Origin of the sequence: Thiomicrospira microaerophila (assembly GCF_000934765.1) — a bacterium.
GTDB lineage: Bacteria > Pseudomonadota > Gammaproteobacteria > Thiomicrospirales > Thiomicrospiraceae > Thiomicrospira > Thiomicrospira microaerophila.
The window spans coordinates 33640-60089 of sequence record NZ_KN882197.1; the positions used below are offsets into that span (position 1 = coordinate 33640).

Below are 26450 nucleotides of genomic sequence, written 5' to 3' on the forward strand. Positions count from 1 at the left end.
CGTCATTGCGAGCGAAGCGAAGCAATCTCCCAAACCAGTGCACGCCCTCAAGAGATTGCCGCGTCGCTGCGCTCCTCGCAATGACACTGGTTTTGCTGCGCTCCTCGCAATGACCGTTGGTTGTAATGGTCAAGTTTGGTTGTTGCGCACTGCCTCTAGGCGTTGCATTATTTGGGCGATGTCAAAGGGTTTGGCAATCACCTCGTCAAAACCGCAGTCGTTGTAGTGCGCCACCTGCTCTTCTAGTACATTGGCGGTCACGGCATAAATGGTCGGTTGACGGCTATAACCCGGTATCGCTCTAAAGTGAGCTATCGCTTCATCGCCGTTCATGCCGGGTAAATTAATGTCCAATAATATTACGCTGGGCAACCAGGCCTGGGCTTGTTGTAGTCCGTTTTCGGCACTGGGTGCAATGCGCAGTTCAATGCCTTCCATCAGCTGAGCGATTTCGGCCATCAATTTCATATTGGCCGGATTGTCTTCGACATACAGCACTTTGAGCGAGCGGGCTGCGCTTGTAACATTTTGCGCGCCAGCATCGAGCTCGGCTTGCGTTGACGCCGCGCTATCTGAACTCGCTGAGTTGGTTGCCTGCTGATCTAGCGGAAAACGCACCTTAAAGGTGGTGCCCACATTCACTTCGCTTTCGACGGTTATCTGACCGCCCATTTGTTCAACCAGATCTTGGGTAATGCTTAGACCGATACCAGTGCCTTCAATCGTTGAACCTTCGTGACCCAAACGGTTAAACGGCTCAAACAGTCCGGGTAAATCCTGCTCGGCAATCCCTAACCCGGTGTCTTTAACTTGAAGCTCCCACCAGGCCTGGTTGTCCTGCTCTAGCTTATGCCAGTTAATATCAAGCTTTCCGTTAGGGCGGTTGTATTTAATGCCGTTGCTGGTGAGGTTGAGCAGCACTTGTTTAAAACGCAGTGGGTCGGCTTTGATTTGCCATTTGTGGGTGTCGGGGCTGAGGTTTATTTTGATATTATTCGCATAGGCATGGGATTCGCTGAGCGCGATAACCTGTTCTATAATCGGGCGCACATCGACGGTTTCGATATTCAATGCCAGTTTGCCGCTTTCAAGTTTGGCGAATTCGAGCACATCGTTAATCAACGACAACAGGTGTTTGCCGCTGGCGCCAATGGTGTGAAGTTGTTTTTTCTGCTTGTCGGACAAATCCGAGAGTTCGAGTAACTGGGAAAAGCCAATAATCGAGTTTAGTGGCGTGCGCAATTCATGGCTCATCGAGGCGAGGAAGTCGGACTTGGCGCGGTTAGCGCGTTCGGCTTCTTGGCGTGCTTGTTCGAGTTCATTGAGCCGTTGCTGCTGTTCAAATTCTAGTTTTTTGATTTGACTGATGTCAGTACGAATCGACACATATTGATAGACCTGTCCGGCTTCATTTAAAAAAGGGGTAATGGTGGATTTGACCCAGTATTCCTGCCCTTGCTTGCTGAGGTTACAAATTTCGCCTTGCCAAACCTCACCGCTAGCGATGGTGCGCCAGAGCTCTTGATAAAACCTAGGGAGATGCCGGTTGGATTTGACGAGTCGATGGTTTTTGCCAATTAAGTCTTCACGCGCATAACCACTAATTTCACAAAACTTGTCATTCACCAGCACAATATTACCCGCGCGATCGGCGACACTGACAATCGCGTGTTGGTTGAGTGCTTGGTGCTCTCTGGATTGTTCGTAGAGCTTGTGTTTGAGCTGGTCTTGTAGCCGATTGTGTTGGCGCGCGCGTTGGGCGCGCATTTTGACGGTTTCTATAAACTGCTTGGGCTTAATCGGCTTAACCAAAAAGTCATCGCCACCTTGTTTTAAAGCTAACAACTGATGGGCTAAATCGTCTTCACCGGATACAAAGATAATCGGTAGCTCCGCTTCGGATTGTGATTGGCGCACCGCCCAAGCGACCTGCGAGCCACAGGCTTGTGGCATGTGTAAATCCAATACTAACACATCAGGCTTAACCAACTTAAGCAACTCAGGGAGTTCCAGCGGATTTTCAGTCGGCCAGACTTCAATGCCAGCATGACGTAGCAAGGCGGTTTGAACCTCTAGCACGATTTCACTGTCGTCCACCATCACCACGCGATAGGGCTGATGTTCAATTAACCCAGTAAGCTGGGCTAGTTTTTCGACCAGCTCACGGGCGTCTTTAGGTTGCACCCAATAATGGCTGGCACCCGCTTGCAACGCGGCTATTTGTTTACTCATGTCTTCTTGCGTCGATAGCACCACCCAAGGCATGGGCTGCTGAAGATCCGCCATCAGGTTTTGTAACGCTGCAAGCTGGGTTTTGTGTTGTGTGTCGGTTTGTTCGCCCTTATCCACCCAAGCCACGACATAACCAGGCCTGGTTGAGGTTGACTGCGCAGCCGATGCGGCCATTTGGGATTGATCCTGCTTTAGTTGTTCGGCAAAGACACTTAAGTCATCGAACAGAGCAACCTCAATCCCTTGTTCTAACAAACGCTGGGCGAGGTCTAGGGTATCAAAGGGTGCGCAATCGGTTTGCGAGTGCAAATCAAGTAAAAAGAGTTTGGGTTTTTTAAACATGGTTGTTCGTTGACTCACGAGTTAATGCCTATCAGCCGATGCTGATCTAAGTGCGTATTAATGATGCTTTCTAGCGATGCAATGTTGTTTGAATCCAGTTGCCTCGACGCATAAGCCGATAGATCAATCTGCTCAGCTAAGGCGCTATCGATCAGTACCAAGTCAGGTGTAAGTTCGTTAAGCTGGGCTAGCGCGTTTTGTGGATTGGGGGCGACTTTAAACATCAGTTGCGGCTGCGCACTGACAATCCGCGAAAGTGCTTGTAAGGAGGCCAGGTCGCTACCGATATACAGCAGTTTAAATTCACTAGTAGTGTTTTGAGCTGGTTTTTGAGCTGGTATTTCCGTTTTCACCCCAGCATCGTCTCCCTGCACCTGAACCTTGGTGGCTAAATCCAAGTCTGGTTGCGGATTTTCTAGGGATTTAACAATCGGGAAGAACAGATGAACACTGGTGCCCTCACCTTCCACACTGTCTACTTCTAGCCAGCCGTGCATTTGCTCCACTAGGTCTTTGGTGATGCTTAAGCCGATGCCAGTGCCTTGAATCGTTGAGCCTTCATGGCCTAGTCGATTGAAGGGTTCAAACAGTTTTTCCAGGTCTTTTTCGGCGATCCCCACTCCGCTATCGCTAATGGTTAGCATCCAGTAATCGATTTTATGTTTACTTATTTGCTGACAACCAACACAAACGCTACCCGCCGCTTTGTTGTATTTGATTGCATTAGAAAGGATATTGACCATTACTTGCTTGATTCGCAAACGATCAACCTGAATAAACAGGTTTGTGGCTAGCGGCTCGACCTTGAGTTGAATCCCTTGTTGCTGAGCCATAGGCTTGATCAGTGTTAACGCTTCATTGACCAAATCAGCCACCACATAGGGTTTAAGGTCAAATTGGATTTTGCCGCTTTCTAGTTTAGCAAAATCCAGAATATCGTTAATCAGCGCTAATAGGTGTTTGCTGCTCGACAAAATGGTATTGACTTGCTTTAGGTGTTTGGGTTCAAGCTGTGCGATTTCAAGAAGCTGGGCGTAGCCGATAATCGCATTTAGCGGTGTACGCAGCTCATGGCTCATCGAGGACAAAAAATCGGATTTCGCTTGGTTAGCACGCTCGGCCTTTAGCTTGTCTTGCTGTGCGCCGGCTAGGGCTTGTTGCAAACCTTCACGTAACTCCACGATAAGCGTAATGTCTTCTCGAATCGATAGGTATTCCTGAATATCACCTTTGCGATTTAAAATTGGAATGATATAGGACATCACATAATAGCTGGTGCCATCTTTGCGTCGGTTTTGTACTTCGCCTTGCCAGATTTGTTTGGCTTGAATGGTTTGCCATAGTTGCTTGAACACCGCGCTATCCATATCAGGATGGCGCACGATATTATGCGGTTGACCGATTAGCTCTTCTCGGCTGTAGCCGCTTATGGTGCAAAAATTGTCGTTCACCTCAACAATGGTGCCTCGCGGGTTGGCTTTGGATAAAATGAGGGTTTTATCAATCGCCATTTTTTGGTAATTCAAATCAAAAATAAGCTTGTCGGTTTTGTTGAGCATCTGGTTAAACAGTTCGCTCACTTGACCGATTTCATCCTGGGTATGAATCACGAGGGGCTGGTCATAACGCTCGGTACGAATAATGTTATTTAAGGTCTGGGATACCGCTTGCATCGGTTTGATGACGTTGCGTTTGAGCAGACCTAACTGCGTTAACCCGCCAAAAAACAACGCGACAAATACAAATAACCAAATCCATAAAACCTGCTGGGTTTGCAACCAGGCCTGGTCGTGAATTTGCTGTTTTGGCGTTAATACTAAATGAAAGGCTTTGAGCTGTTGTTGCTCATCATAAATGGGATGGGTTTGGTAATACCAATTATTGCGCAGTTGGAGCTTATTGTGGTCTAGGTGCGATTGGCGAAATACCCAGTCGCTCATCAGGCGATTGGCAAAGTAAGGCGCGCTATCGACCACAAAGCGTTGCTGGGTGGGATCTTGCGCATCTAGTTCAAAAATGTAGTACTCCAGCTCTTCTTGAGCAAATTCATGCACTACAGTTCTTAAACCTTGCGATACCGCCGCAAACCCGACCAACTCCTCGGGATTTTCTCGTGCATAAACAGGTTGGATATTAAGCATGCGCTGGGTGAGGTTAAACCCTCCAGGCTCTATGCCTTCATGCGCTTTGCGCGGGTTGTTAATCGCTTTTCTTATTAAGGGATGGTCCGTTAAATTCTGCCCATGGGAGTCAGGCGCGTAGCTTCGATAAAACGAGCGCGCATCAAAGGTGGCAATATGAAAAGAGTAGTTTAAAAACCCAGTCCAATAGGCAAACTGTTGGTCTAAATCTGCCATTTCAGCCATAATCAGTTCTCGATCTTCGTAAGTCAGCGCTTGTTGAATTGTCGAGTTATTCGCCAGCATCACGCCGACCGCGTGCAAAATTTTCACTTTCTTGTCTATCCGCTCATCTAGTAGTAGCGTTTGTTTGGCAAAATGACGCTGTTGGGTTTGCTCTAGAAAATAGTGATGCACAAACAACAAGGACACGCCAGCAAACAGAACAAACACCGCCATGCCTAGTGCAAACAGCCGTGTGTTGAGCGCCAGCAAACCCGATGAAGAGTGAGAATTTTTCATGCTAAATTACTCGTCGTGATATTGGCTGGCAATCGCACTGATTTCGGGCAGTACCGCTAAAAACGCATCGACAATCTTGGGGTCAAAATGCTGACCTTTTTCGCTTTCAATTAAGCTAACGGCCTTTTCAATCGGCCAGGCCTGCTTATAGGGGCGGGTTGAGGTGAGCGCATCAAACACATCGGCCACCGCGACAATGCGTCCACTTAATGGAATCGCTTCACCCGCTAGACCATGCGGATAGCCTTTGCCATTGAATTTTTCATGGTGTGTGAGCGCGATTTCATAGGCCAATGCGAGTAGTGGTGAATCACTGTTAGAGAGTATTTCCGCCCCTATTTTTACGTGGTCTTGCATCAGGCTAAATTCTTCGTCGGTCAGCTTACCGGGTTTGAGCAAAATGGTGTCGGATACACCGATTTTGCCGATGTCATGCATCGGTGAGGCAATCTTGATGAGATGACAATAGCTGGGGTCTTGGCCGATATGTTGTGCTATCAACTCGGCAATCAAGCTCACGCGTTTGACATGATTTCCGGTTTCATTGTCACGGTATTCTGCCGCGCGCCCTAGCCGATAAATCATTTCCATCTTGGCGTCTTCAAGGGCTTGAGTGCGTTCTTTAACCCGTTGCTCTAGAAGTTGGTTTTCTGTGGCCAGCATGCGCTTAGCCTGATGATTTTGTAAGTGAATTTCCACTCGCTTGAGCAGTTCAACTCGGTTAAAGGGTTTGGTGATGTAGTCAGATGCACCGCCTTCAAGCGCTTTAACACGGCTGTTTTCATCGGCTTGCGCGGTGAGCATAATCACCGGCGGACGCTTGGCGGGTTCGAGCATTTGCTCTATCAACGACAAGACCGCAAATCCGTCCATAATCGGCATATTGATATCAAGCAACACTAAGTCAAACGGTTTTTCCGCCAGCAGTTGCATCAGATCCAGCGGTTGAGTCACGCTGGTCACCTGCGAGTAGTCGGCGCTTTCTAGAGTAGCCTCAATGACATCAATGTTGGTTTGGTTGTCATCGACCACCAAAATCGCCAGTTCTGTTAGCTTTACACTTGTCATATATTCCCTCCAGTCTGTCTGTTAAATAAAAGTGTATGCCCAGCTAAACTGAGCACGATAGGTGCATTAGGATGATCTTTTTTAATGCGCCATTTACGTTCATACACACACCACACGGCGCCCAGCTTAGACGCTTTCTCAGCCATACTGTAACGGATGTGTAGATAGTAGTATGTGGATGTTTCAATAATATTAGGTTCGTTATGACTGTCTATCTTCACTGAAAAGTACCTGCCTTAGGCTCTAAAGTATTTTTTGATGGTTTTTACCAGCTCTTCGGTATCGATTTTGCCAATAAACCCGTCCGCGCCGAGTTGATTAGCTTGGCGCACAGAGTCCCCTACCGTCATGGAGGAATGCACCACCACCGGTATATCAAGCCCCATGATTTCCTTGACGGTTCGAATAACCGTATGGCCGGATACATTCGGCATTTCAAGATCGGTAATAATTAAGCCGACTTTTTTACGGTTTTCTTTGGTTTCAAGGAACTCGATAATACCGGAGCCGTCGTTATAAATTTGATGTTGAAAGCCCAGGTTCTCTAATACCGCTTTGACATAACCTCGAATACTACCTTGGTCATCAGCGAACAAGATAATTTTGTCATACTGTTCGCCCAGCGATTCCACCTTGGCTTCTTTTTCAAGGTCTGTACCCGTTATTTCAGCAATCATTTGTTCGATATCCATGATCAAACAGAGCTCATCTTCGACCCGTGTTTGCGATACAATTTTCTGCGTATTCTCACCTGAGCTTTGCAGCTCTTTCCAGTCTTTTTCTGTCACACCATGAATATAGGCCACAAGCAGACCAATCGTTTGGTTATTCACCTCACAGATCACAATCACACTGCGATCATTGGTATGCAACACCTCATGACCAAACCATTGGGCGGTATCGTAAACATTGATATAGTCACCCCGCACTTCAATCACGCCCTTGTAAAAGTCCGCCATGTTCATGGTCGTTTTGGTAATCCGGTACTCAGAGGCATTCAACACCTCTTTAATTTTAAAAATATTCATCGCATAAAATGGGTTGTATCCAAACTGCGCATCCTGCTGCCCAACCAGCTTAAATACCATTAAACTCATTGAATTGTTTTTACTTAAATTCGCTGTTTTGTCGATTGTATTTAGATCCATTTTTCTTCCTATTCTTTGAACACTAAACGGCACCACTGGTGCCGTTTTATCGAATTTAACACGTTTATTGACCAGGAATATTGCACCTAATCAAAACTCCGCCCATTCATCACTCGTGCCTGACTTGCTTGCTTTGCTTGGCAAGGCGGGGGCTTTAGCGGCGGATTTCTTCGCTGGACTGGGTTTTGGGTTGGCTAGGCTGCGTTGCCCTGCTCCGCGCTGTGAATTCGTTTTGAAAAAACCCATCTCACGGCTGAGATTGTTAGCTTGATCGCGCATGCTTTCTGAAGCCGCCGCCGTTTCTTCTACTAACGCGGCATTTTGCTGGGTTACCCGGTCAATGTCGGTTACAGCTTGATGCACCTGATGTATGCCGGCCGCTTGTTCTTCTGTGGCTTTGGCTACCTGCTGAATCATGCTAGACACTTCATCAATCGAGCCAGTGATTTCTTTTAACACACTGCCTGACTCATCGGCTAACTTGGTGCCTTGATCAATTCGATCAACACTTTCGGTAATGAGTTTTTTGATGTCTTTGGCGGCATCGGCAGATTTTTGGGCTAAGGCGCGCACTTCACCCGCAACCACCGCAAAGCCTCGACCATGCTCACCGGCGCGGGCAGCTTCGACCGCCGCATTCAGCGCGAGTAGGTTAGTTTGGAAGGCAATACCGTCTATCAAGCTAACAATATCAGCAATCTTATGGCTAGACTCTTGAATGGATTGCATGGCTTGGATAGTTTGGCTCATGACCTTTGAGCCTTGTTGCGCCTTGACCTGCACACCTTTGGCAATTTCTGAGGCGTGCTGCGTATTGGCGGTATTATGCTGAATGGTTGAGTTCATTTGATCCATAGTGGCCGAGGTCTGCTCTAGCGCTGCTGCTTGTTGCTGAACACGATCACTGAGGTCATGCGAGCCTTGCGATACTTCACGCGCCGCGCCATCCACAACTTGTGCCGCATAGACTGACACATCAATCACTTTCGCTAGGCGCTCCACTGAGGCGTTGATCGCCTCTTTGAGCTCACCAAGTTCACCTTCAAAATCATTGTTGATGGTTTGAGTTAAATCCCCTTCAGCCATGCCGCTTGTTACACGGACAACATCATTCATCGCGCCTTGAATACCGTCTAGCAACTCATTCAGCGATTTACTCAGGTCTGCGGCGATGCCTTCGAGCTGGCTCGCATCAATTCGCGCACCTAAATAACCTTCCTTGGCTTTGGCTACGGTTTTGCCAACATTGTCGAGCAGCTGAACCTCTTGGGTACGGTCTATCCACTCCACCATTGTCGCTACTTGACTGCCATTACGATTTTTAATCGGCATCACCACCAGCTCAAAATGGTAACCGGCGACTTCGATTCTGGCCGTCATCGTCTGATTTAAACCTTTAAGCATCTGACGCTGGTGGGCTGGGTTTTTATGGAATATATCAATGTTCTGACCGATTAGCTTACTGGCATTGAAATTAGGCAGAACTTGTTTGAGTTTGGCTTCACGATCTTTAAGAAATTTTTTGACATTGTCGTTCATGTAGCTGATGTTAAAGTTAGCATCCGCCATCATCACATTACTATTAACCTTGTCGAGTGCCAGCTTAAGTTGGCCAGACTGGTCAAGTTGATAAGCACTTTCTTCAGCGGCGGCTCTTGATGAAATATTCGAGGCTAATACCACATTGCGCATCTTGCCTGAATAGGAACAAGGGTCGTAAACAAGATCCCGCAAGGGTTCACCCCCCGCCACTTTTCTTAATGAGCGTATGGTGAGTTCGTTTGTTGCTTGCAGTTTTACACCATAAATCACTAGGCTTACCAGCAGTAGCAGCACCAAACTCATCAGTAACCAAGCGGGCATTAACTGAGGCATCATCAGATTGATCGCCAAGGGAATAACCGCAAGCAAGCCGGTAGACAAAGCAAGCTGAACAGGCGGCGGTAAATGCGCAAACAGGTTAAGTTCTTGCAGGTTTGTGCCAGTATATACGCGCCCGTGTTTAATTTTTGCACGCCCGGCGTTAATGTCTTGGTAGGCTTGGGCGGTGGCTTGTTTTTCGGCTTCGGTGATGCTGGTTCTTACCGACATGTAGCCGGTAATCTCGCCATTTTTGTAGATCGGCGTGGCATTGGCGCGCACCCAGTAGTAACCCCCGTCTTTGCGGCGGTTTTTAACACATTGTGTCCAGGGGATGCCATTTTTTAAATCCGCCCACATATCGGCAAACACCGCCGGCGGCACATCAGGATGGCGAATCATATTGTGTGGCTGACCGATCAATTCGGCACGCGTGTAACCACTCGCCGCTTCAAACGCATCGTTGCATTCTAGGATAGTGCCTGTAAGATCAGTTTTGGAAACTAGGGTTTGTCCTTCAAGGACTTTGTATTCATTTTGATTTATGGGTTGGTTGTTACGCATTTGCAAGACTCCTCTTGACCGTCTACTCAATGTAATATTTTTATACGGTTATAATAATAGCAGATCGGTTTTGAGAAACCTTGCAGAAGCTAACAGAATTAATGCATTTTACGCACTATTTTTGAAAAATTTTTTCACTTTTTTTTGAAAAAATGCTGTTTTTTTAGCGGACAGGCAATAAAGAATCTTTTTGAACTGGCTATTGGAATAATTTGAACACTTCTTCTCTCGCGCCGATGCTGTGCGTGAGAAGGCAAACCGGTTTAACCTATCAAACAGCGCTCGAACTCAAGCCCAAGGTACTACCCGGTGCAATAGCGCTGTAATTTTTCATACCGACGACGAGGGAATCAATAGGCCAGCGAGGGCGCGTGAAATTTATGAGTCGAAGAAAGCGAAGCGAAATACCGGGTTAGGTACTTCATGGCGGTAAGCAAACACGGGGGCGAACGTTTAGGCACCCAATTGCGACTCAACCAGCTCACAGACCTTTGAGGTTTTCAAGTTATTGCTCTTGGCAAAATGCATCACATATTCAAACATGCCTGGATTTTTGATCTCAAGTTCCGTATCAATAATTAAACACTTTTGACCTTGATACAACTCAGGATGCAACAAGTCTGAATACACTAAACGATGCGACTTACCGTAAGAGGCCATCATCGAGGCAACGCGATCAATCCAGTCGCTAGGTCTAAATTTGCGACCGTCTTCGGTCACCCCTTCAATAATATATTTGCAATGTACAGCCAAAATCTCACCATTCTATTTAGTTTTATAAAGATTGTTATAAATTTTAGCATAGATCATTATTTTTTATTGCCAAAGACAGATTAAAAATAGTAAAAAGTCGATTGCGATTAACGATCATCTCGCTTAATTAACCAAAAAAACCCTTGAACTTTTAATAAAAGACGCCGTCAACTTCGCTTATAATAGCGAGTTAATTTCAAGAATCTAGCAGGATAGCTGACCAACATGACGCAATATCAAACAGACGACCTTCGCATCAATCACATCACCGAAGTGCTTCCGCCTTGCGAACTCCACGAAAAGCAACCGATTACCGAGCAAGCCGCCAAAACCGTATTTGAAACACGTCGCCAAATCCATGAGATTTTAAATGGTAAAGACGATCGCTTACTGGTTGTCATTGGCCCCTGCTCTATTCATGACACCGAAGCTGGACGCGAGTATGCGCAACGCTTAAAACAGCAAATTGATCAACACCAAGAAGACCTGCTTATTGTCATGCGTGTGTACTTTGAAAAACCACGCACTACCGTAGGTTGGAAAGGCTTGATAAACGATCCAGACCTCAACGAAACCTTCCACATCAACAAGGGGCTAGAATTAGCGCGTGGATTCCTGTTAGACGTTAACCACATGGGCGTACCGGCGGCTACTGAGTTTTTAGATTTGATTTCGCCACAGTATATTTCAGACCTCGTAAGCTGGGGAGCCATTGGCGCACGCACCACAGAGAGTCAAGGGCATCGTGAACTCTCTTCTGGCCTATCCTGTCCGGTGGGCTTTAAGAATGGTACGGATGGCAGTTTCCGCATTGCAGTGGATGCGATTCGCGCCGCGAACAAACCTCACATTTTCATGTCCCTAACCAAATCGGGGCACTCTGCGATCTTCTCAACCACCGGCAATGAAGATTGCCATGTTATTTTACGTGGCGGCAATGGCGGCCCTAACTATGAAGCGGAGTTCGTTGAGCAAGCCGTGAATGAGTTACGCGCTGCCAAAGTTCAAACCCGCTTGATGGTAGACTGTTCACACGCCAACAGCAGCAAAGACCACAACCGCCAAATGCAAGTTGCGCAATCGATTTCTGAACAACTCGCCTCAGGCTCAAATTCAATTATGGGCGCCATGGTAGAAAGTCACTTGGTCGCAGGTCGTCAAGATGTGGTCGCAGGTCAACCACTCACCTATGGCCAAAGCATCACTGATGCGTGTATCGACTGGGATAACAGCTTAACCCTGCTGGAAACCCTCGCTGAAGGCGTGCGACAACGCCGCGCAAAAAGCTAAACCTTCAGTTAAAACAAAAACCGGCTTGATGCCGGTTTTTGTTTTAATGAATCGTAAAACTAACGCAACAATAACACAGGCTTACTGCTGTTCATGAGCATCTTCAATGTAAAGCTACCAAAAAACAATTTATGCAACGCACCATGCGTAAACGCCCCCATCACAATTGATCCCTACTTACTTGCCCAAGCGCCCTGCAAATTTTCGCGGTCTAAAGCCCAGCGCCAACAAGGTAACCACATACGCCAACATCGCAATAACAATCAAACCCAACAACCAAATCACCCGCTGCCAAGCGCTAAAATCCAACCAGGCCTGGTTATCAGGGCTAGCAAAAATCAACACCAACGCCATCACACCCACAGCCGCCAAAACCTGTAAACTAAAACCGCGCCAAGGCGACTGCAAACTAAATACCTGCTGCTTAAGTAAAAAATAATACAACAGCCCCGCATTCAACATCGCCGAAATCGACGTCGCCAACGCCAAGCCGACATGCGCGAGCGGGCCAATCAAAATCAAATTTAAAATAATATTACTCACCAGCGCGACCACCGCGATTTTAACCGGCGTTTTCATTTCCTTACGTGCATAAAACGCAGGCGCAAGCACCTTCACCAAAATAAAACCCAACAAGCCCAGCGAATACGCCATCAAACTCTGGCTCGACATCAGCACATCAAACGCGGTGAACTCACCATAATAAAACAGCGTAACCAATAACGGCTGCGCCAACAACAACAAACCCACCATTGCCGGAACCGAAATCAACATCACCAACTTTAAGGCAAAATCCAAATCCTGCTTAAAGCCTTCCCAATCCGCATTCGCCGCTTTTTTCGACAAACCCGGCAACACTACCGTCGCCAACGCCACCCCAAACACGCCCAATGGAAACTCCATCAAACGGTCAGAATAATATAACCAAGACACACTGCCCGTGACCAAAAACGACGCCAGAATCGTATCCACCAGAAGATTAATTTGCGCCACCGATACGCCAAATAACGCCGGCAACATTAGACGCTTAACCTCACTGACCCCAGGGTCAGATTTGGCGGTCGGAGAAGGCAACAAACCCATTTGCCATAAAAACGGTAAATGGAACATCAACTGCACCACACCCGCCAACAACACCCCCCAAGCCAACGCCATCACCGGCTGCTCAAGATGCGGCGCCAACCAAATCGCACAACCGATCATCACCAAATTTAACCAAACCGGCGTAAAAGCCGGCACAGCGAATTTGTTATAGGTATTCATTAAGGCCGACGACAAGGCCACCAACGAAATTAACATCAGATAAGGAAAGGTGATTTGCAACATCGCGGTGGCGAGTTCAAATTTTTCAGGGTCACTGCGGAAACCTGGCGCAAACACACTCATCCAAAGCGAGGCACCAAACACGCCAAACAGCGTTAAAAAGAACAGAATCAAACCGAGTCGAAACGCGATCGCCCCCACCAAATGGCGAACCGCCTCAATCCCCCGCTTCTCTTTGGTTTCGGCTAACACCGGCACAAAAGCTTGAGAAAACGCGCCTTCGGCAAACAAACGGCGAAAAAAGTTAGGGATTTTAAACGCAACAAAAAACGCATCCGCTCCCGCAGACGCGCCAAAAAACCGCGCAATCACCATATCGCGCACAAAACCCAGCACACGCGAAATCATCGTCATCCCACCGACCGTCGCGGTGGCTTTAATTATTTTTTTCAAACCGACTCAATTAAATAAACCAAAAGAATGCAAATTTTAACAAACAACCAGGCCTGGTTGTAATTGCTTGAAAATATAATGCGTTAATTTTTGAGTCCACTGATCCAGTTATCTACTAAAACCGTATAACCTCGTTCCCACGCTGTCGTCACTGCCATTAAGTTAAGAAAAAAACGGTCATTGCGAGAAGCGCAGCGACGCGGCAATCTTTCAAGGGCGTGCACCGTCTGTAAGAGATTGCCACGGCCTTCGGCCTCGCAATGACACAAGTTGGTTCGCTCCGTATTGCCCCAAAGTCCTTAACTTAATGGCCGTGACGTTCAACCTGGGAGCGAGACCTGGTTGTTAGTCATTTTTTGAACCCAGGGTTTGGTCTAGTTGTTGTTCGGTTTTCCAGGGCATTAAATCGGGGGTGTGGTGCAGGTATTGCAAATAGCGCTCGAAATGGTCGAGGATGTCGCTAATCAGTTCTTCTTTTTCATAACCATAAACATCATAAGACTGGTCGCCGCGGCGCAAGAACACATCGGCTCGGTAGTAATGACTTTGATCCTTATCTTCATCCTGCGCCATTTCTGGATAGGCAAAGCCTGGCATCACATAATCGCGGATACGCACTTCGTAGATAAACTCAACTTCATTCGCTTTGAATACTTCAATGCGTGACTTAAATTCGCGATTATCAAAATAAACCTCCGCTGGCCAGCCTTGTTGATTTAGCTCTTTTTCCACCTGTGTCATACTCGGATGCACCACCTGTTGGACAAAGGTTTCGACTTCTTCACGCGATGGGTATTTAATCAACTGCGCTAGGCGTTTTTTCCAGGTCCGCGGATGGGCAGGTTTGGAGGACTGCATCGCATTGACTAAACTTAGCTCACGTTTTGTTTCTAGCATTAAGGCACGCCACATACCCAACATTCCAATCAACATAATCACCGCAAACCTAACGTATGCACACATCTTCAAATACTGTTGAGCTGATCTTGTAATAACATCCAACCTTCTTTTATATCATGGTATCGCGTGAGTCCATTCAGCATGGTTATCGGCCCTGGCTTACGCTCACTCGCATAACCTTTCCATCCGCCAAGGCGTGCAACAACCCAACTCGCCCAGGCTAAACTTTCTATTGGATGAGGATTTTTTTGCTTTTGTGTCTTGCCTTCTAATTTTTTTGATAATTGCTTAACAAGCGCCTTGTCTTCGCGCTCAAAGGTATCATACATCGATCTTGAGCTTCCATCACGCGCCATAATTAACTGCATGACATGTACCGCTGAACTCAATGCAAGTACAGCCATTTTTTCAAGTCGATCTGCTTTTTCGAGCAAGCTTGATTCCATGTTTAATCCCTGTTTTTTGACGGTTCTAAACACTTGTTCGATATGCCAGCGTTGACGATACCACTCAATACACTGACAAGCTTGCTCTGGGCTAACCACCTGATGGGTTGTAATTAAACGCCAGTGAATCGGCGCTTCACCTTCTTTTACTGTGCTGGCATCTTCACGCACATCGACTACATTGACCTTGATCGTATTGGAGACATCGGCTTTTATACATTTTGTCGATTTTTTTAAGCTTACTTCGCCAAAGCGAACATGCATCAAGGCTTGATGTGGACTGCGCTTTGCTGTTTTATTAAGATGAAGTTTGTAGCTGTGTTTTATAGGCTGCTCATCAAGCCACTCAAACAGCTTTTTGCCTTCATTTATCAGTAGACGATTGTGACTGGCTCGTATCAATAAGTGGGTGTGCTCATCGGGCAGTCGATCAAAAAGTTCATAAATATCGGCTTCACGATCCGCCACCACCGTGCATAATTGTGCACCTTCAACTCGCGCTTTAGCTTGCTCAACCGTTTTTATCCAACGATAGCTTTCTTTTTGTTCTATGGGTAAGCGTTGATATTTTTTGGTTTTTGTTTCAGTAGGTTGGCGCTGCCACAATGTGATGTGTGCCAACCCTAGGCATGCCCCATCCTGCGCATCGACACCCAGTAGTGGATGAACAAAAAAGCCAACATCTTTTCCATTTCCTACTACACCTAAACCCGCTACGCGCTTTAGATGTTTTTGTAGATTAATTTCAGTGGTATCTTGAATCAACAAGAGATGTCGCCCTTGCACACGTTGTGATAAGGGCGCGCAAGCATATTCAATCAATTCATTTACCTTCACTTTTGGATTGGCCAAAAAACGTCCGTAACGCACTTCGCCCGCACGACCTTCTCCCAGTTGCCTTAGGCATACACTTTTTGTTTTGATGATTTTCTCGTATAAAACCGCCCCTGTTTTTTTAAACGCTCATCGCCAAAATGGCCAACAACATACTCTTGCTTGCTTAAAACTGATTTCATTGCCTGCTCTCCAAAATTAAGTGAATATAACCTTATTCACTTGAAAGCAAGAAGTGTGCATACGTTAGCACCGCAAACGGCAAGGCACTGACAATCGAGGCGGTTTGCAACGCTCCCAAGCCGCCGGCAATTAACAGCACCGCTGCCACACTGCCCAACATGCCCGCCCAAAATACGCGCTGCCACACAGGTGTATTAACTTGTCCGCCTGACGCCAAGGAATCGACCACCAACGCGCCTGAATCGGCGGAGGTGACAAAAAAGGTAATAATCAGCAGCACCGCGACAAAGGACACGAGACCACTTAAGGGTAGGTTTTCAAACAGCATAAACAAGGCAATCGTGTGGTCCGCCTGCACCTGATGCATCAGTTCGTCATACCCCTGCACCATAATCATGTGTAAGGCGGTATCGCCAAATACGGTAAACCACATAAAGGTAAAGAAGGTTGGCACCAGCATCACACCGAGAACGAATTCTCGAATCGTGCGCCCACGGCTAATTTTGGCGATAAACATACCCACAAACGGTGCCCAAGCAATCGTCCAGGCAAAAATAAACAGCGTCCAGTTCCCGACCCAATCACTCGATGTATAAGCCTGCAAACTAAAGGTGCGTTCAACAATCGAACTTAAATAGCTGCCCGTGTTTTCTAAAAAGGTTTCCAATAAAAACAGCGTCGGGCCGACGATAAACACAAACAACATCAGCGCCATCGCCAATACGATATTGAGCAAGGACAGACGTTTAATCCCCTTCTCCATTCCCGCTACCACTGAGAGCATCGCCAAACCGGTAATCACCGCAATCGTGACCACTTGCGCACTGGTGCTGACCGGAACAGCGGGCCAGAGATAGTTCATCCCGGCGTTAATTTGTGATACCGACAAGCCTAGCGTAGTGGCGATACCAAAAATCGTGGCGAGTATCGCAAAGCTATCGACCGTATGACCGATCGGGCCATAAATGCGCTCGCCAATCAGCGGATAGAGTGTCGAACGAATGGATAAGGGCAGTTGATGACGAAACGCAAAATACGCCAAACTCAAGCCAACTAAACCATAAATCGCCCAAATATGAAAACCCCAATGAAAAAATGAAATCACCATCGCCTGTTTAGCCGCATCCACCGTTTCCGGGGTACCAACGGGCGGCGCGGCATAATGCAAGACCGGCTCTGCCACGCCAAAAAACAATAATGCAATCCCGTAACCGGCGGAAAACAACATCGCAAACCACGCAAAAAAACTGTACTCCGGCTGCGTATGATCATCGCCGAGTTTGATATTCCCCCAGCGAGTAAACGCCAAGCTGACCATAAAAAGCAGAAACAGTGCCACCGACAACATGTAAAACCAACCGAAATTGACCGTAATCAAACTCAAGGTTTGGCTAAACAGTTCACCGGCTCGCTGTGGATCGCTTAACGTACCGACAATTAACAAAAAAATCACCGTAACAGCGGGTAAGAAGACCGGGAGCAATAGGGTTTTAGCAACAGGGCTTGGTTTGGGTTTAGCGATAACTTCAGACATCCGTTTTTTACCATTTTTCACAAAACAGCCCCTACCTTAACAAAAACCCATGCCCCATTTCCAGTTTCAGGGCGTTTAAATTGCTTGTCAGGTTGAAAAGGATGCAATCGAAAGTGTCTGTCATTGCGAGGAGCGCAGCGACGCGGCAATCTCTCAGCCGTCAGTTTAAATTGGAAACCTTATTCAATCCTCATTGTTCGCATTGAAGTTTGTCAGTATCCTTAGCTATAGTGACTATATAATTAATTTAACAAGCGAAAAGAAACAAGCTAAAGAATAAAAAGATCGCTTAATCAAGGAGGAAGCACTGATGAAAGCCGCTGAGTTAATGGTACGTTGTTTAGAAAACGAAGAAGTTGAGTATATTTTTGGTATTCCGGGTGAAGAGAATCTGGATTTAATGGATGCGCTGTTAGATTCACCGATTAAGTTTATTCTCACCCGCCATGAGCAAGGTGGCGCGTTTATGGCGGATGTCTATGGTCGGCTCACGGGCAAAGCAGGTGTTTGTCTGTCAACCCTAGGGCCGGGCGCGACCAATTTAGTCACGGGCGTGGCGGATGCAAATATGGACCGTGCGCCAGTTGTGGCAATTGCAGGCCAAGCCGCCACCACGCGCTTGCACAAAGAAAGCCATCAGGTTTTGGATTTAGTGAATCTATTCCAGCCGATTACCAAATACAGCACACAAATCCTCAGCCCCGACATTATTCCTGAAGTCGTCCGCAAGGCGTTTAAAGTCGCGCAAATGGAAAAACCCGGTTGTAGTTTTATTGATTTTCCAGAAAACATTGCGGAAATGCAAATTGATAAAAAACCACTAAAACGCCAAAGCCCGAGCCTGCCGGCACCAAATACTGAAAAGCTTCGCCAAGCGGCGGATATTATCTCCCAAGCAGAGCACCCGGTGATTATTGCTGGAAATGGCGTGATCCGTGCCCGCGCAAGCGAAGCGCTCATCGAATTTGCCGCGAAACTCAATATCCCCGTCGCCACCACCTTTATGGCCAAAGGGGTGATTCCTTGCCGCCATCCACTATCAATTGGCACGATTGGTTTGCAAGCCCATGACTATATTGCCTGCGGGGTGGATCGTGCGGATGTGGTGATTTGTGTGGGTTATGATATTGTCGAGTATCACCCTTACCTATGGAATAAGAACCCAAATTGCAAGATTATCCATATCGACACCCAGCCTGCTGAAGTCGATGAATACTATATTCTTGAGGCAGGCGTTCTGGGCGATATTGGTCGCAGTTTAGAAGGTATCGCGGCGCTGGCGCATCGCCAAGAAGACAATGGGATTGGCAATCTTAAGCAAATTATTGAGTATGAGTTTCATCAGTATGACGAAGATCATGCTTTCCCTGTCAAACCCCAAAAAATTATCCATGACCTGCGTTCGGCGCTCGCTGATGAGGATATCGTCGTTTGCGATGTGGGCGCGCATAAAATGTGGATGGCGCGGATGTACAACGCCCAAGCGCCCAACACCTGTATCATCTCCAATGGCTTTGCGTCAATGGGCATTGCCCTTCCGGGTGCCATGGCCGCTAAACTCGCGCAACCCGATCAGGTAGCGGTAGCGGTCACCGGCGATGCGGGGTTTTTAATGAACTGTCAGGAAATTGAAACCGCCGTTCGCCTCAATCTGGCACTGATTGTTTTGGTATGGAATGACCAGGAATATGGCTTAATTAAATGGAAACAAATGAATCAATTTGGCCGCGAAAGCCATATCCAATTTGCCAACCCAGACTTTATCAAGTTTGCTGAATCCTTTGGTGCCAAAGGCTATCGAATCAACCATACCGATGAACTGCTGCCAACATTACAACAGGCCATCGCTGATAACTGTGTGGTGATTATCGACTGCCCGGTTGATTATTCTGAGAACCTAAAACTAACCGAACAACTCGGTCAAATGGTGTGCCCAACCTAGAAGCCACCCCTTTTTTTAACCCGGATTTTTCATAAATTTTCTCGTTCCCACGCTGTGCGTGGGAATGCAGACCGATTTAACCTATGAAACAGCGCTCGAACCCAAGTCCAAGGCGCTCCCACGTTTAATGTGGGAGCGATATCTGGTTGTAAGCTGTTGATTTACTATTTACTTTAAGATGCGTTTGTCCTGAATACAAAATAACAAGGCGAAAGTGCTTTATACTAAATGTTATGAAGGAGGTACTCTTGAAACACATAATCACAGTAAGACCACTCACTAAGAACGACGTGAGTTTCGATTGCCCATATGAAATATTCGGGCTAGCGTTGATGGACTAATTTTTGAAGATTGGAAAATTTGTGCTAAAGCTTTGGTACATCCAGTCTGGAGACCTTTAAATGAATACTAAGCACGATTTGTTATCGCCATTGAGCCAAGAAGTGATGGCACTTATAGTGCTAAACAACGCGCAGCAATATCCGTAAACAGTGAAATAACCCTACTCTATTGGCAAGTTGGGCATCGAATTCACCAAGAAGTACTTGGAGGCGAACGCGCAGATTACGGTCAACAAATTATCGCAAATCTATCAAAGGCTCTAACAGCTCAATCTGGATGAGGCTGGAGTAAGCGTAACCTTACACAAATGGTTAATTTTTATACGGTTTTTCCAGATAGACACATTGTGCAGACACTGTCTGCACAATTGAGTTGGAGCCATTTTATCTTGCTTTCTGGAATTGACAATTCGATTAAACGAGATTTTTATATCACCATGACCATCCAAGAACACTGGTCAACTCGCACCTTAGATGCCCGTATCGGCGCGACGTTTATTCGAATGGGTAAAGCATGGAATTTCTCAACCTTACCATCCGTTTTTTAATTTAAAAGTCCGAAAATAGCTAAAAGCATATGCTTGACATATGTTGATTAATTTAGGTACTATCATTAAACATGATACCTAATGAGAAAGCGTCTTATGAGAACCGTTTCAATATTTAAAAATGCCAAGAATCAGGCCATACGTTTGCCCAAAGACATGGAATATGAAGGGATTAGTCAGCTTGAAATCGTCAAGAATGGTGACGAGATTATCCTTCGTCCTGTGCGCCCTAATTGGTTATCCTTTGCTGAAGTTGAAAAAGCAGATGATGACTTTATGCTAGAACGCCGAGATGTGGTGGCGGATGAGGGACGCTTTAATTTTGACTAAAAAAATTGATTATATGCTGGATACCTGTATCTGTTCATTCATTATGAGAGAACAGCCACTTTGTGTACTTGAGAAACTACATGCTGTCGTGACAAATGGACATAGAGTGGTGATTTCAGCGATCACTTATCAAGAAATGCATTATGGTTTGCTGGGAAAAAAAGCATCACCTAAACATGCATTACTGGTTAGCGAATTTTTAAAACGCATTGATGAGGTATTGGCTTGGGATAGACAGGCCGTTGACGCCACCGTTCTAGTTCAAAAACAGCTTATGGCTGTAGGCCAGATGATCGGACACAATGACACCGCTATTGCAGGTCATGCCATTTCAACTGGGAGTATTCTTGTCACAAATAATCTTCGCGAATTTGCCAGAGTCGATGGTTTAACGTTTGAAGATTGGGTTCATTAACGCATCTAGGAGCCTGTCGGACTAAAGCCAATCGGCTGCGCCGAATCCGCCATCACTCGCGCCATCGTTCAGGCACATCAAGGCCAAATTACGGCCCAATCCCATGAAAGAAGAACCTGCTTTCAAATGAAATTCCATACGGAATAAAAGATAATGACTAACCCCATGAAAAACATCAGTCAACAACAGTCCTAATTTTGGTTTTTAACCCAAATATTTGAATTAACGGCGATTAATATCTACTAACCATCCCTTCCCGATTAGATTTCTGCCGAGCAAAAGCGGATAGTTCAAGTGCGTTCGATCGGTTAGGCTAAATTCTAATTCCAACACTTCACCCTGCAACTCGACGCTTAAAATCACAACAGGGCGCATAACAGGTTCTGGTTGGCTGGCTTGGCGAACTTGGGCATAGCGCACTAGCGGTGCGTGCAGAGCTAGCGTTTCATCTAACGTTGAATGGCTCAACTTAAAAGAAACCCAGTCTTGCCCCTGCTTTTTATAAATCTCAATTTGCTGCGCACTGATTGAGGAGGTTGCCGCCCCTGTGTCCACCCTTGCAAGCAATCCTAGTGAAGCAGGTTTAAGCACGACCTCCTCAACAGCCGATAAAACGCTTGGCTGAGTGGCTTCTGTCATAGACACGTATTGCACGATTAACAAAGCCATAGCACCTGCAACAAATGCCAACACACACTTTAACCCATCTAATTGAATGCAATTTACACGCTTGATATAAGACATCATAACCGGTCACCGTGTTTTTGAAACTGGAGACTAGAAAACAAAAAGCCCCCGTTTTAAAATTAAAAACGGGGGCTTTTTTTGCTAACAACCGTACTTAATCGCTAAGAATTAAGCCATGGCTTTAATGCGTGCGTTGATACGGCTTTTTGAACGTGCCGCCTTGTTTTTAGAAACAAGACCTTTACGTGCATAACCATCTAACTTAGACTGCGCAACGCGGAATGCCGCATTCGCTTGTTCTTTATCGCCAGATGTAATCGCAGCTAATACTTTTTTAACTGATGTACGCATAGCAGAACGTTGAGACGCGTTAAGTTGACGACGTTTCTCGGCTTGCTTGGCGCGTTTTAGTGCTTGTACTGAATTGGCCACAATAAATCTCCAAAATTTATAAAATCTAAAGTAATCTGGGTTTTACACCTTGTCAGATTCACAAGGCAGCCAGTCAATTACCATAGGGTTTGAGTAGGATGGGCGGGATTATACAGGCTTATTTAACAACTTCAAGGATTTATTGAAAAAATTATTGATTATTCACGATGATACGGATGATTTTGCAACACCGACCAAGCGCGATAAATCTGTTCGGCAATCAGCACCCGCACCAACGGGTGTGGCAAGGTCAACTTTGACAAACTCCAACACCAATCCGCTTGCTGAATCAGGCTGGCATCCAAACCATCTGGCCCGCCGACCACTAGCGCCACATCCTGCCCACCACCCAGCCAATCACCTAATCGGTTGGAGAGGTCTAGTGTTGTGGGCTGCTGACCGTGTTCGTCTAACACCACTAACCGACAGCCTTTGGGTATCGCCGCTTGAATCCGCTTGGCTTCTTCAAGTTTGTTTTTTTCTACCGAGCTGGTTTTGCCACGCTGCGCCATGGGCAGTTCGATAAGGTTTAATGCACAGGATTTTGGCAAGCGCTTTGCATATTCCGCATAGCCATCTTGCACCCATCTTGGCATTTTTTGACCCACAACAATAAAATAAATCTGCATCTGTTCAACCAGGTCTGGTTAACATGGATATTTCATAAATTCGCGTGAACTTTATGAAATATCCGGGTTAATTATTCGTTCGCTTCAGCGGCATTTTTTGGCTCAGCAGGACGTGATTTCATATCCCATAGCTTTTCTAATGCATAATAAGCGCGGGCACTTTCGGTCATCACATGAACAATCAGATTACCATGATCAATCAATGCCCAATCTGGCTCAGGGCCGGTTTCACTGCTCATACTCGGATCCCCTGCTTCTTTAAACGCCTGATCAACCATACTGGCAAGCGCTCGCACATGGGTGCTGGATGTACCCGTGGCCACAATCATACAGTCGGTAAAGGTCGATAAACCGACGACATCCAGCACTTGAATATCGCGTGCTTTGCCATCTTCTAGCGTTTTGGTGGCGAGGTTTTTAAGTTGTTCTAAATCCATGTACTTCCCTTATTAAGATTTGTTTTAACGATTCATTTACTACTGTTTATAAAGCTGTTGTTGCTGAATAATGTCTACCACACCATCTGGCGTAAGATAGGCAATCGGTTCATCTTGTTCCACCAGTGCTCGAATACGCGTGGAGCTGACATCTAGCTGGGTGACTTCTATTTCAATAATCTGCCCCGCTGCGGCACTCAATCGCGTGACTTGATACTGCTCAAGCAAAGCTTGTATCGGCGCTGTTTGCGGTAGACTTTCACCCGGTCGGTGCATCACCGCGATATTGGCCAAGGCTAAAATCCCCTGCCAATCGCGCCAACCAGTAAACTTGCCAAAGGCATCCATCCCCATTAGCAGCACCAAGTCATCGCTAGTGAACCGCTGTCTTAACTCGCGCAGGGTATCCACCATATAAGAGGGCCCTTGACGCTCAATTTCACAAGACTCTAGCACGAAGCCGGGCTGGTTTTTTATCGCTACCTGCAACATCTGCGCACGCATTTCCGATGAAACCTGCGGTTGATCTCGATGAACAGGCTGATAACAAGGCACAAACCGAACCTGTGACAAACCAAGCTGATGCATCGCATCTAACGCAGGACGCAAATGTCCATAATGAATCGGATCAAAGGTACCGCCATAGATACCGATTTTTTTACTTAAATCCTGACCAGGCCTGGTTACGCTCACACAATTCCTTGTTAAATTGTTAGGTTTTAAAGGTGCTATGTTCTACAAGTGCTATGTTCTAAAAAATTGACCTTGCGTTAAACTAAAACCCGTCATTGCGAGGAGCGCAGCGACGCGGCAATCTCTCAAGGGCGTGCGCAGTCTGCAAGAGATTGCCACGGCCTTCGGCCTCGCAATGACGCAACTTAGTCTTGAATTAATCTCGTTCCCACGCTGTGCGTAGGAATGCAGACCGATCTAACCTATGAAGCAACGCTCCAACCCAAGTCCAAGACGCTCCCACGTTCAACGCGGGAGCGCGACTTAGTTGCAACCTGTTGTTTATTATTAACTTATGATGCGCTTGCCCCACCTAGAACTATACTAGCCATACAAATTAAGCGCCGCTAAAATACTCACGGCCGCCGTCAGCATCAAGGCAAAACGATAGGTTAACGAGTAGGCAAGCCTTGTTTCCAGCTCATTTAAGTCACTTTTTGTAGCTAGCTGGTCTTCAATTAAACGTTTTTGCTCATCAGCAATGACTTCGGCCTGCTCTTCAGTAAAGCCCACAGACTTTAATCGTTTAACGTATTGATGCGTATCAAGTGCAAGCCTGGGCATAATTTAAGAGAACTCCAAATAATATCGTTTAAATTATAGCAATATACTTTATAGCAACAAACTATAACGTTAACCAAATAGCGCTTACCATTCTACCTGTTTGCGGGTTTCGCCGAAACGAGTAAAACTTGTCTTCGTCTCGAAATGTACACAAGCCGGATAAAAAAACCTGCTCAACACCCAGACCAGCTAACTGTTGTTTAGCTAAACCGGGTAAATCCGCCATCCACTGTCCTGGTGTCGTTGCACTTGGACTAAAGAATCGCGTCGCTTGCGCATCCCTCTCAACAAATGCATCCAATACCTCATCGCCAACTTCAAAACTGGCTTGTGAAATCGCTGGCCCTATCCATGCCATCATATTACTCGGTTTCTCTGGCAAGCTTGCTATAGTAGCGCCAACAATGCCATCCGCCAACCCGCGCCAACCCGCATGCACTGCCGCAACCAGTGTGGCGGATTTATTGGTGAGTAAAATCGGCAGGCAATCCGCTGTCATCACGGTACAAACCTGATTGGGCTGATCGGTCCACATTGCATCCGCCACCTGTTTTTCTGACCAGGCCTGGTTGAAATGTACCGCTCTTGTGGTGTGTTGTTGATCTAACCAAGCCCAGTTTAATTCAGCGGGATATTGCGCGGCTAACAAGGCACGGTTCTGCGCGACATCTTGCGGATTATCGCCAACATGTTCCGCCAAGTTTAAACTGTCATAAGGGGCGCTACTCACTCCGCCTTGGCGAGTGCTAGTAAAGCCCTGCACATTAGCCTCAGCGGGCCAATTAGGTTTAATAATCGGGAATGTCATCGTCAGTCACCCATTCAACTTCAACATCATAGTCATAATCAATTTCATCATAGGCATTGTTACGGTTAGCAATAAAATCTACCTGATCATCGCGCAAAATGTCAATCAACAACGCCATATCATCCGGTATCTGTGCCTTCCATTTCATGATTTTTCCGGTTTTCGGATGCGTCAGACTCAACACCCCCGCATGCAAAGCTTGGCGTTTAAAGTTTTGCAACAATTCAACAAACTCCGGCATCATTTTTTGTGGAATACGCAAGCGCTGCCCATAAACCTGATCACCCAGTAATGGAAAGCCTAAATGTGCCATATGCACACGGATTTGATGCGTGCGCCCAGTTTCTAAGCTCACCTTCACATGCGTATGGGCGCGAAATTTCTCAGCCACACGATAATGACTGGTGGCTGGCTTACCGCCAGTAACGCGCACCGCCATTTTTTTGCGATCATTAATATGACGCCCGATGGGTTTGCTAATCGTGCCGCCAGAAATCATATTCCCCACTACCAATGCATCATAAACCCGCTCAACATCATGGCGTTGCAGCTGGTCGACAAGATGGGTTTGTGCTTGCAAGGTTTTCGCCACCACCATTAAGCCTGAGGTATCCTTATCCAAGCGATGCACAATCCCCGCACGCGGCACTTCACGCAACTTAGGCGCATAAAACAACAGTGCATTCATCAAGGTACCATCAGGATTGCCCGCACCCGGATGCACCACCAGACCAGCGGGTTTATTTAGCACGAGTATCGAGTCGTCTTCATACACCACATCCAATTCAATCGATTGCGCCGGGATATCGGTTTCATCTTCAAGCAGCGGATTAAGCTCGACTAACTCACCACCGAGAATCGTATGACGCGGTTTGGTAATCACCGCACCGTTTACTTTGACTTGCCCCTGCTTTAACCAGGCCTGTAACCGACTACGTGAAAAGTCGGGAAACGCCTGCGCCAATACCGTGTCCAGACGCGCACCCATTTGATCATGTGAAATTTTTGTCGACAAACTTTGATTACTCAAGCCTTATTCCTTAATCTATGTTACTATTTTTGGTTATTAAAAA

General features: G+C 46.5%; 21 protein-coding genes and 2 pseudogenes. 5 read left to right on the plus strand and 18 right to left on the minus strand.

Annotation, left to right across the window (positions count from 1 at the left end):
* Positions 1-129 precede the first annotated feature (129 nt).
* The 6 genes from NA59_RS14610 to NA59_RS13540 form a co-directional block, all read right to left on the minus strand.
* Positions 130-2592: a response regulator gene (locus tag NA59_RS14610; protein ID WP_157792651.1), complete on the minus strand. Its 2463-nt coding sequence runs from the start codon at positions 2590-2592 to the stop codon at positions 130-132.
* Positions 2589-5216 (minus strand): ATP-binding protein, encoded by a 2628-nt coding sequence (locus NA59_RS14615; RefSeq protein ID WP_052501711.1) that lies wholly within the window; start codon positions 5214-5216, stop codon positions 2589-2591. The genes NA59_RS14610 and NA59_RS14615 overlap by 4 nt, the downstream gene beginning before the upstream one ends.
* Positions 5217-5222: 6 nt before the next feature.
* Positions 5223-6284, minus strand: coding sequence for a response regulator (locus NA59_RS13520; protein ID WP_044414005.1), 1062 nt, complete (start codon positions 6282-6284; stop codon positions 5223-5225).
* A gap of 236 nt (positions 6285-6520) precedes the next feature.
* A complete protein-coding gene (locus NA59_RS13530; RefSeq protein ID WP_044414011.1) occupies positions 6521-7432 on the minus strand; it encodes a chemotaxis protein CheV in 912 nt (303 codons plus the stop codon).
* A 90-nt stretch (positions 7433-7522) separates the two neighbouring features.
* Positions 7523-9856 (minus strand): methyl-accepting chemotaxis protein, encoded by a 2334-nt coding sequence (locus NA59_RS13535; protein WP_044414014.1) that lies wholly within the window; start codon positions 9854-9856, stop codon positions 7523-7525.
* Between the two features lie 453 nt (positions 9857-10309).
* The gene (locus NA59_RS13540) at positions 10310-10609 is read right to left on the minus strand and encodes a DUF3579 domain-containing protein (protein ID WP_096777617.1); all 300 of its coding nucleotides are present in this window, start codon (positions 10607-10609) and stop codon (positions 10310-10312) included.
* 225 nt (positions 10610-10834) lie between these two features.
* Between NA59_RS13540 and NA59_RS13545 the strand changes: the two genes are divergently transcribed.
* On the plus strand, positions 10835-11899 hold the full coding sequence (locus tag NA59_RS13545; protein ID WP_044414020.1) for a 3-deoxy-7-phosphoheptulonate synthase: 1065 nt from the start codon (positions 10835-10837) through the stop codon (positions 11897-11899).
* Between the two features lie 177 nt (positions 11900-12076).
* Here the strand turns inward: NA59_RS13545 and murJ are convergent, their stop codons facing one another.
* From murJ to NA59_RS13565, 4 genes and pseudogenes are all read right to left on the minus strand, one after another.
* A complete protein-coding gene (gene murJ / locus NA59_RS13550) occupies positions 12077-13615 on the minus strand; it encodes a murein biosynthesis integral membrane protein MurJ (RefSeq protein ID WP_083945105.1) in 1539 nt (512 codons plus the stop codon).
* A 345-nt stretch (positions 13616-13960) separates the two neighbouring features.
* A complete protein-coding gene (locus tag NA59_RS13555) occupies positions 13961-14548 on the minus strand; it encodes a BCCT family transporter (protein WP_232504106.1) in 588 nt (195 codons plus the stop codon).
* 32 nt (positions 14549-14580) lie between these two features.
* Positions 14581-15813, minus strand: a complete 1233-nt coding sequence (locus NA59_RS13560; RefSeq protein ID WP_232504107.1) for an IS4 family transposase — start codon at positions 15811-15813, stop codon at positions 14581-14583.
* A 229-nt stretch (positions 15814-16042) separates the two neighbouring features.
* Positions 16043-17512, minus strand: a pseudogene (locus NA59_RS13565) (BCCT family transporter); the annotation flags it as partial.
* Positions 17513-17822: 310 nt separating this feature from the next.
* Here NA59_RS13565 and NA59_RS13570 point away from each other — a divergent pair.
* From NA59_RS13570 to NA59_RS13580, 4 genes and pseudogenes are all read left to right on the plus strand, one after another.
* The gene (locus NA59_RS13570) at positions 17823-19454 is read left to right on the plus strand and encodes an acetolactate synthase large subunit (protein ID WP_044414029.1); all 1632 of its coding nucleotides are present in this window, start codon (positions 17823-17825) and stop codon (positions 19452-19454) included.
* Positions 19455-19884: 430 nt separating this feature from the next.
* Positions 19885-20343 (plus strand): annotated as a pseudogene (locus NA59_RS15635) (DUF1016 N-terminal domain-containing protein).
* A gap of 96 nt (positions 20344-20439) precedes the next feature.
* Positions 20440-20673 (plus strand): type II toxin-antitoxin system VapB family antitoxin, encoded by a 234-nt coding sequence (gene vapB / locus NA59_RS13575; protein ID WP_044414032.1) that lies wholly within the window; start codon positions 20440-20442, stop codon positions 20671-20673.
* Entirely contained in the window at positions 20666-21088 is a 423-nt protein-coding gene (locus tag NA59_RS13580; RefSeq protein ID WP_198401127.1) for a type II toxin-antitoxin system VapC family toxin, read from the plus strand. The genes vapB and NA59_RS13580 overlap by 8 nt, the downstream gene beginning before the upstream one ends.
* A gap of 222 nt (positions 21089-21310) precedes the next feature.
* Here the strand turns inward: NA59_RS13580 and NA59_RS14620 are convergent, their stop codons facing one another.
* The 8 genes from NA59_RS14620 to rluD form a co-directional block, all read right to left on the minus strand.
* Positions 21311-21835 (minus strand): ATP-dependent zinc protease family protein, encoded by a 525-nt coding sequence (locus NA59_RS14620; RefSeq protein ID WP_052501713.1) that lies wholly within the window; start codon positions 21833-21835, stop codon positions 21311-21313.
* Positions 21836-21943: 108 nt separating this feature from the next.
* Positions 21944-22207, minus strand: coding sequence for a 30S ribosomal protein S20 (rpsT, locus tag NA59_RS13590; protein ID WP_044414037.1), 264 nt, complete (start codon positions 22205-22207; stop codon positions 21944-21946).
* Between the two features lie 158 nt (positions 22208-22365).
* A complete protein-coding gene (gene rlmH, locus NA59_RS13595; RefSeq protein ID WP_044414040.1) occupies positions 22366-22836 on the minus strand; it encodes a 23S rRNA (pseudouridine(1915)-N(3))-methyltransferase RlmH in 471 nt (156 codons plus the stop codon).
* Between the two features lie 71 nt (positions 22837-22907).
* Positions 22908-23273 (minus strand): ribosome silencing factor, encoded by a 366-nt coding sequence (rsfS, locus tag NA59_RS13600; protein ID WP_044414042.1) that lies wholly within the window; start codon positions 23271-23273, stop codon positions 22908-22910.
* Positions 23274-23312: 39 nt separating this feature from the next.
* On the minus strand, positions 23313-23966 hold the full coding sequence (gene nadD / locus NA59_RS13605; protein WP_044414045.1) for a nicotinate-nucleotide adenylyltransferase: 654 nt from the start codon (positions 23964-23966) through the stop codon (positions 23313-23315).
* A gap of 363 nt (positions 23967-24329) precedes the next feature.
* Positions 24330-24569 (minus strand): CCDC90 family protein, encoded by a 240-nt coding sequence (locus NA59_RS13610; RefSeq protein WP_044414050.1) that lies wholly within the window; start codon positions 24567-24569, stop codon positions 24330-24332.
* A gap of 61 nt (positions 24570-24630) precedes the next feature.
* Entirely contained in the window at positions 24631-25377 is a 747-nt protein-coding gene (gene pgeF, locus NA59_RS13615) for a peptidoglycan editing factor PgeF (RefSeq protein ID WP_044414053.1), read from the minus strand.
* Positions 25358-26407, minus strand: coding sequence for a 23S rRNA pseudouridine(1911/1915/1917) synthase RluD (gene rluD / locus NA59_RS13620; RefSeq protein WP_083945110.1), 1050 nt, complete (start codon positions 26405-26407; stop codon positions 25358-25360). Before rluD ends, pgeF begins: the two co-directional genes overlap by 20 nt.
* Positions 26408-26450: the final 43 nt, after the last annotated feature.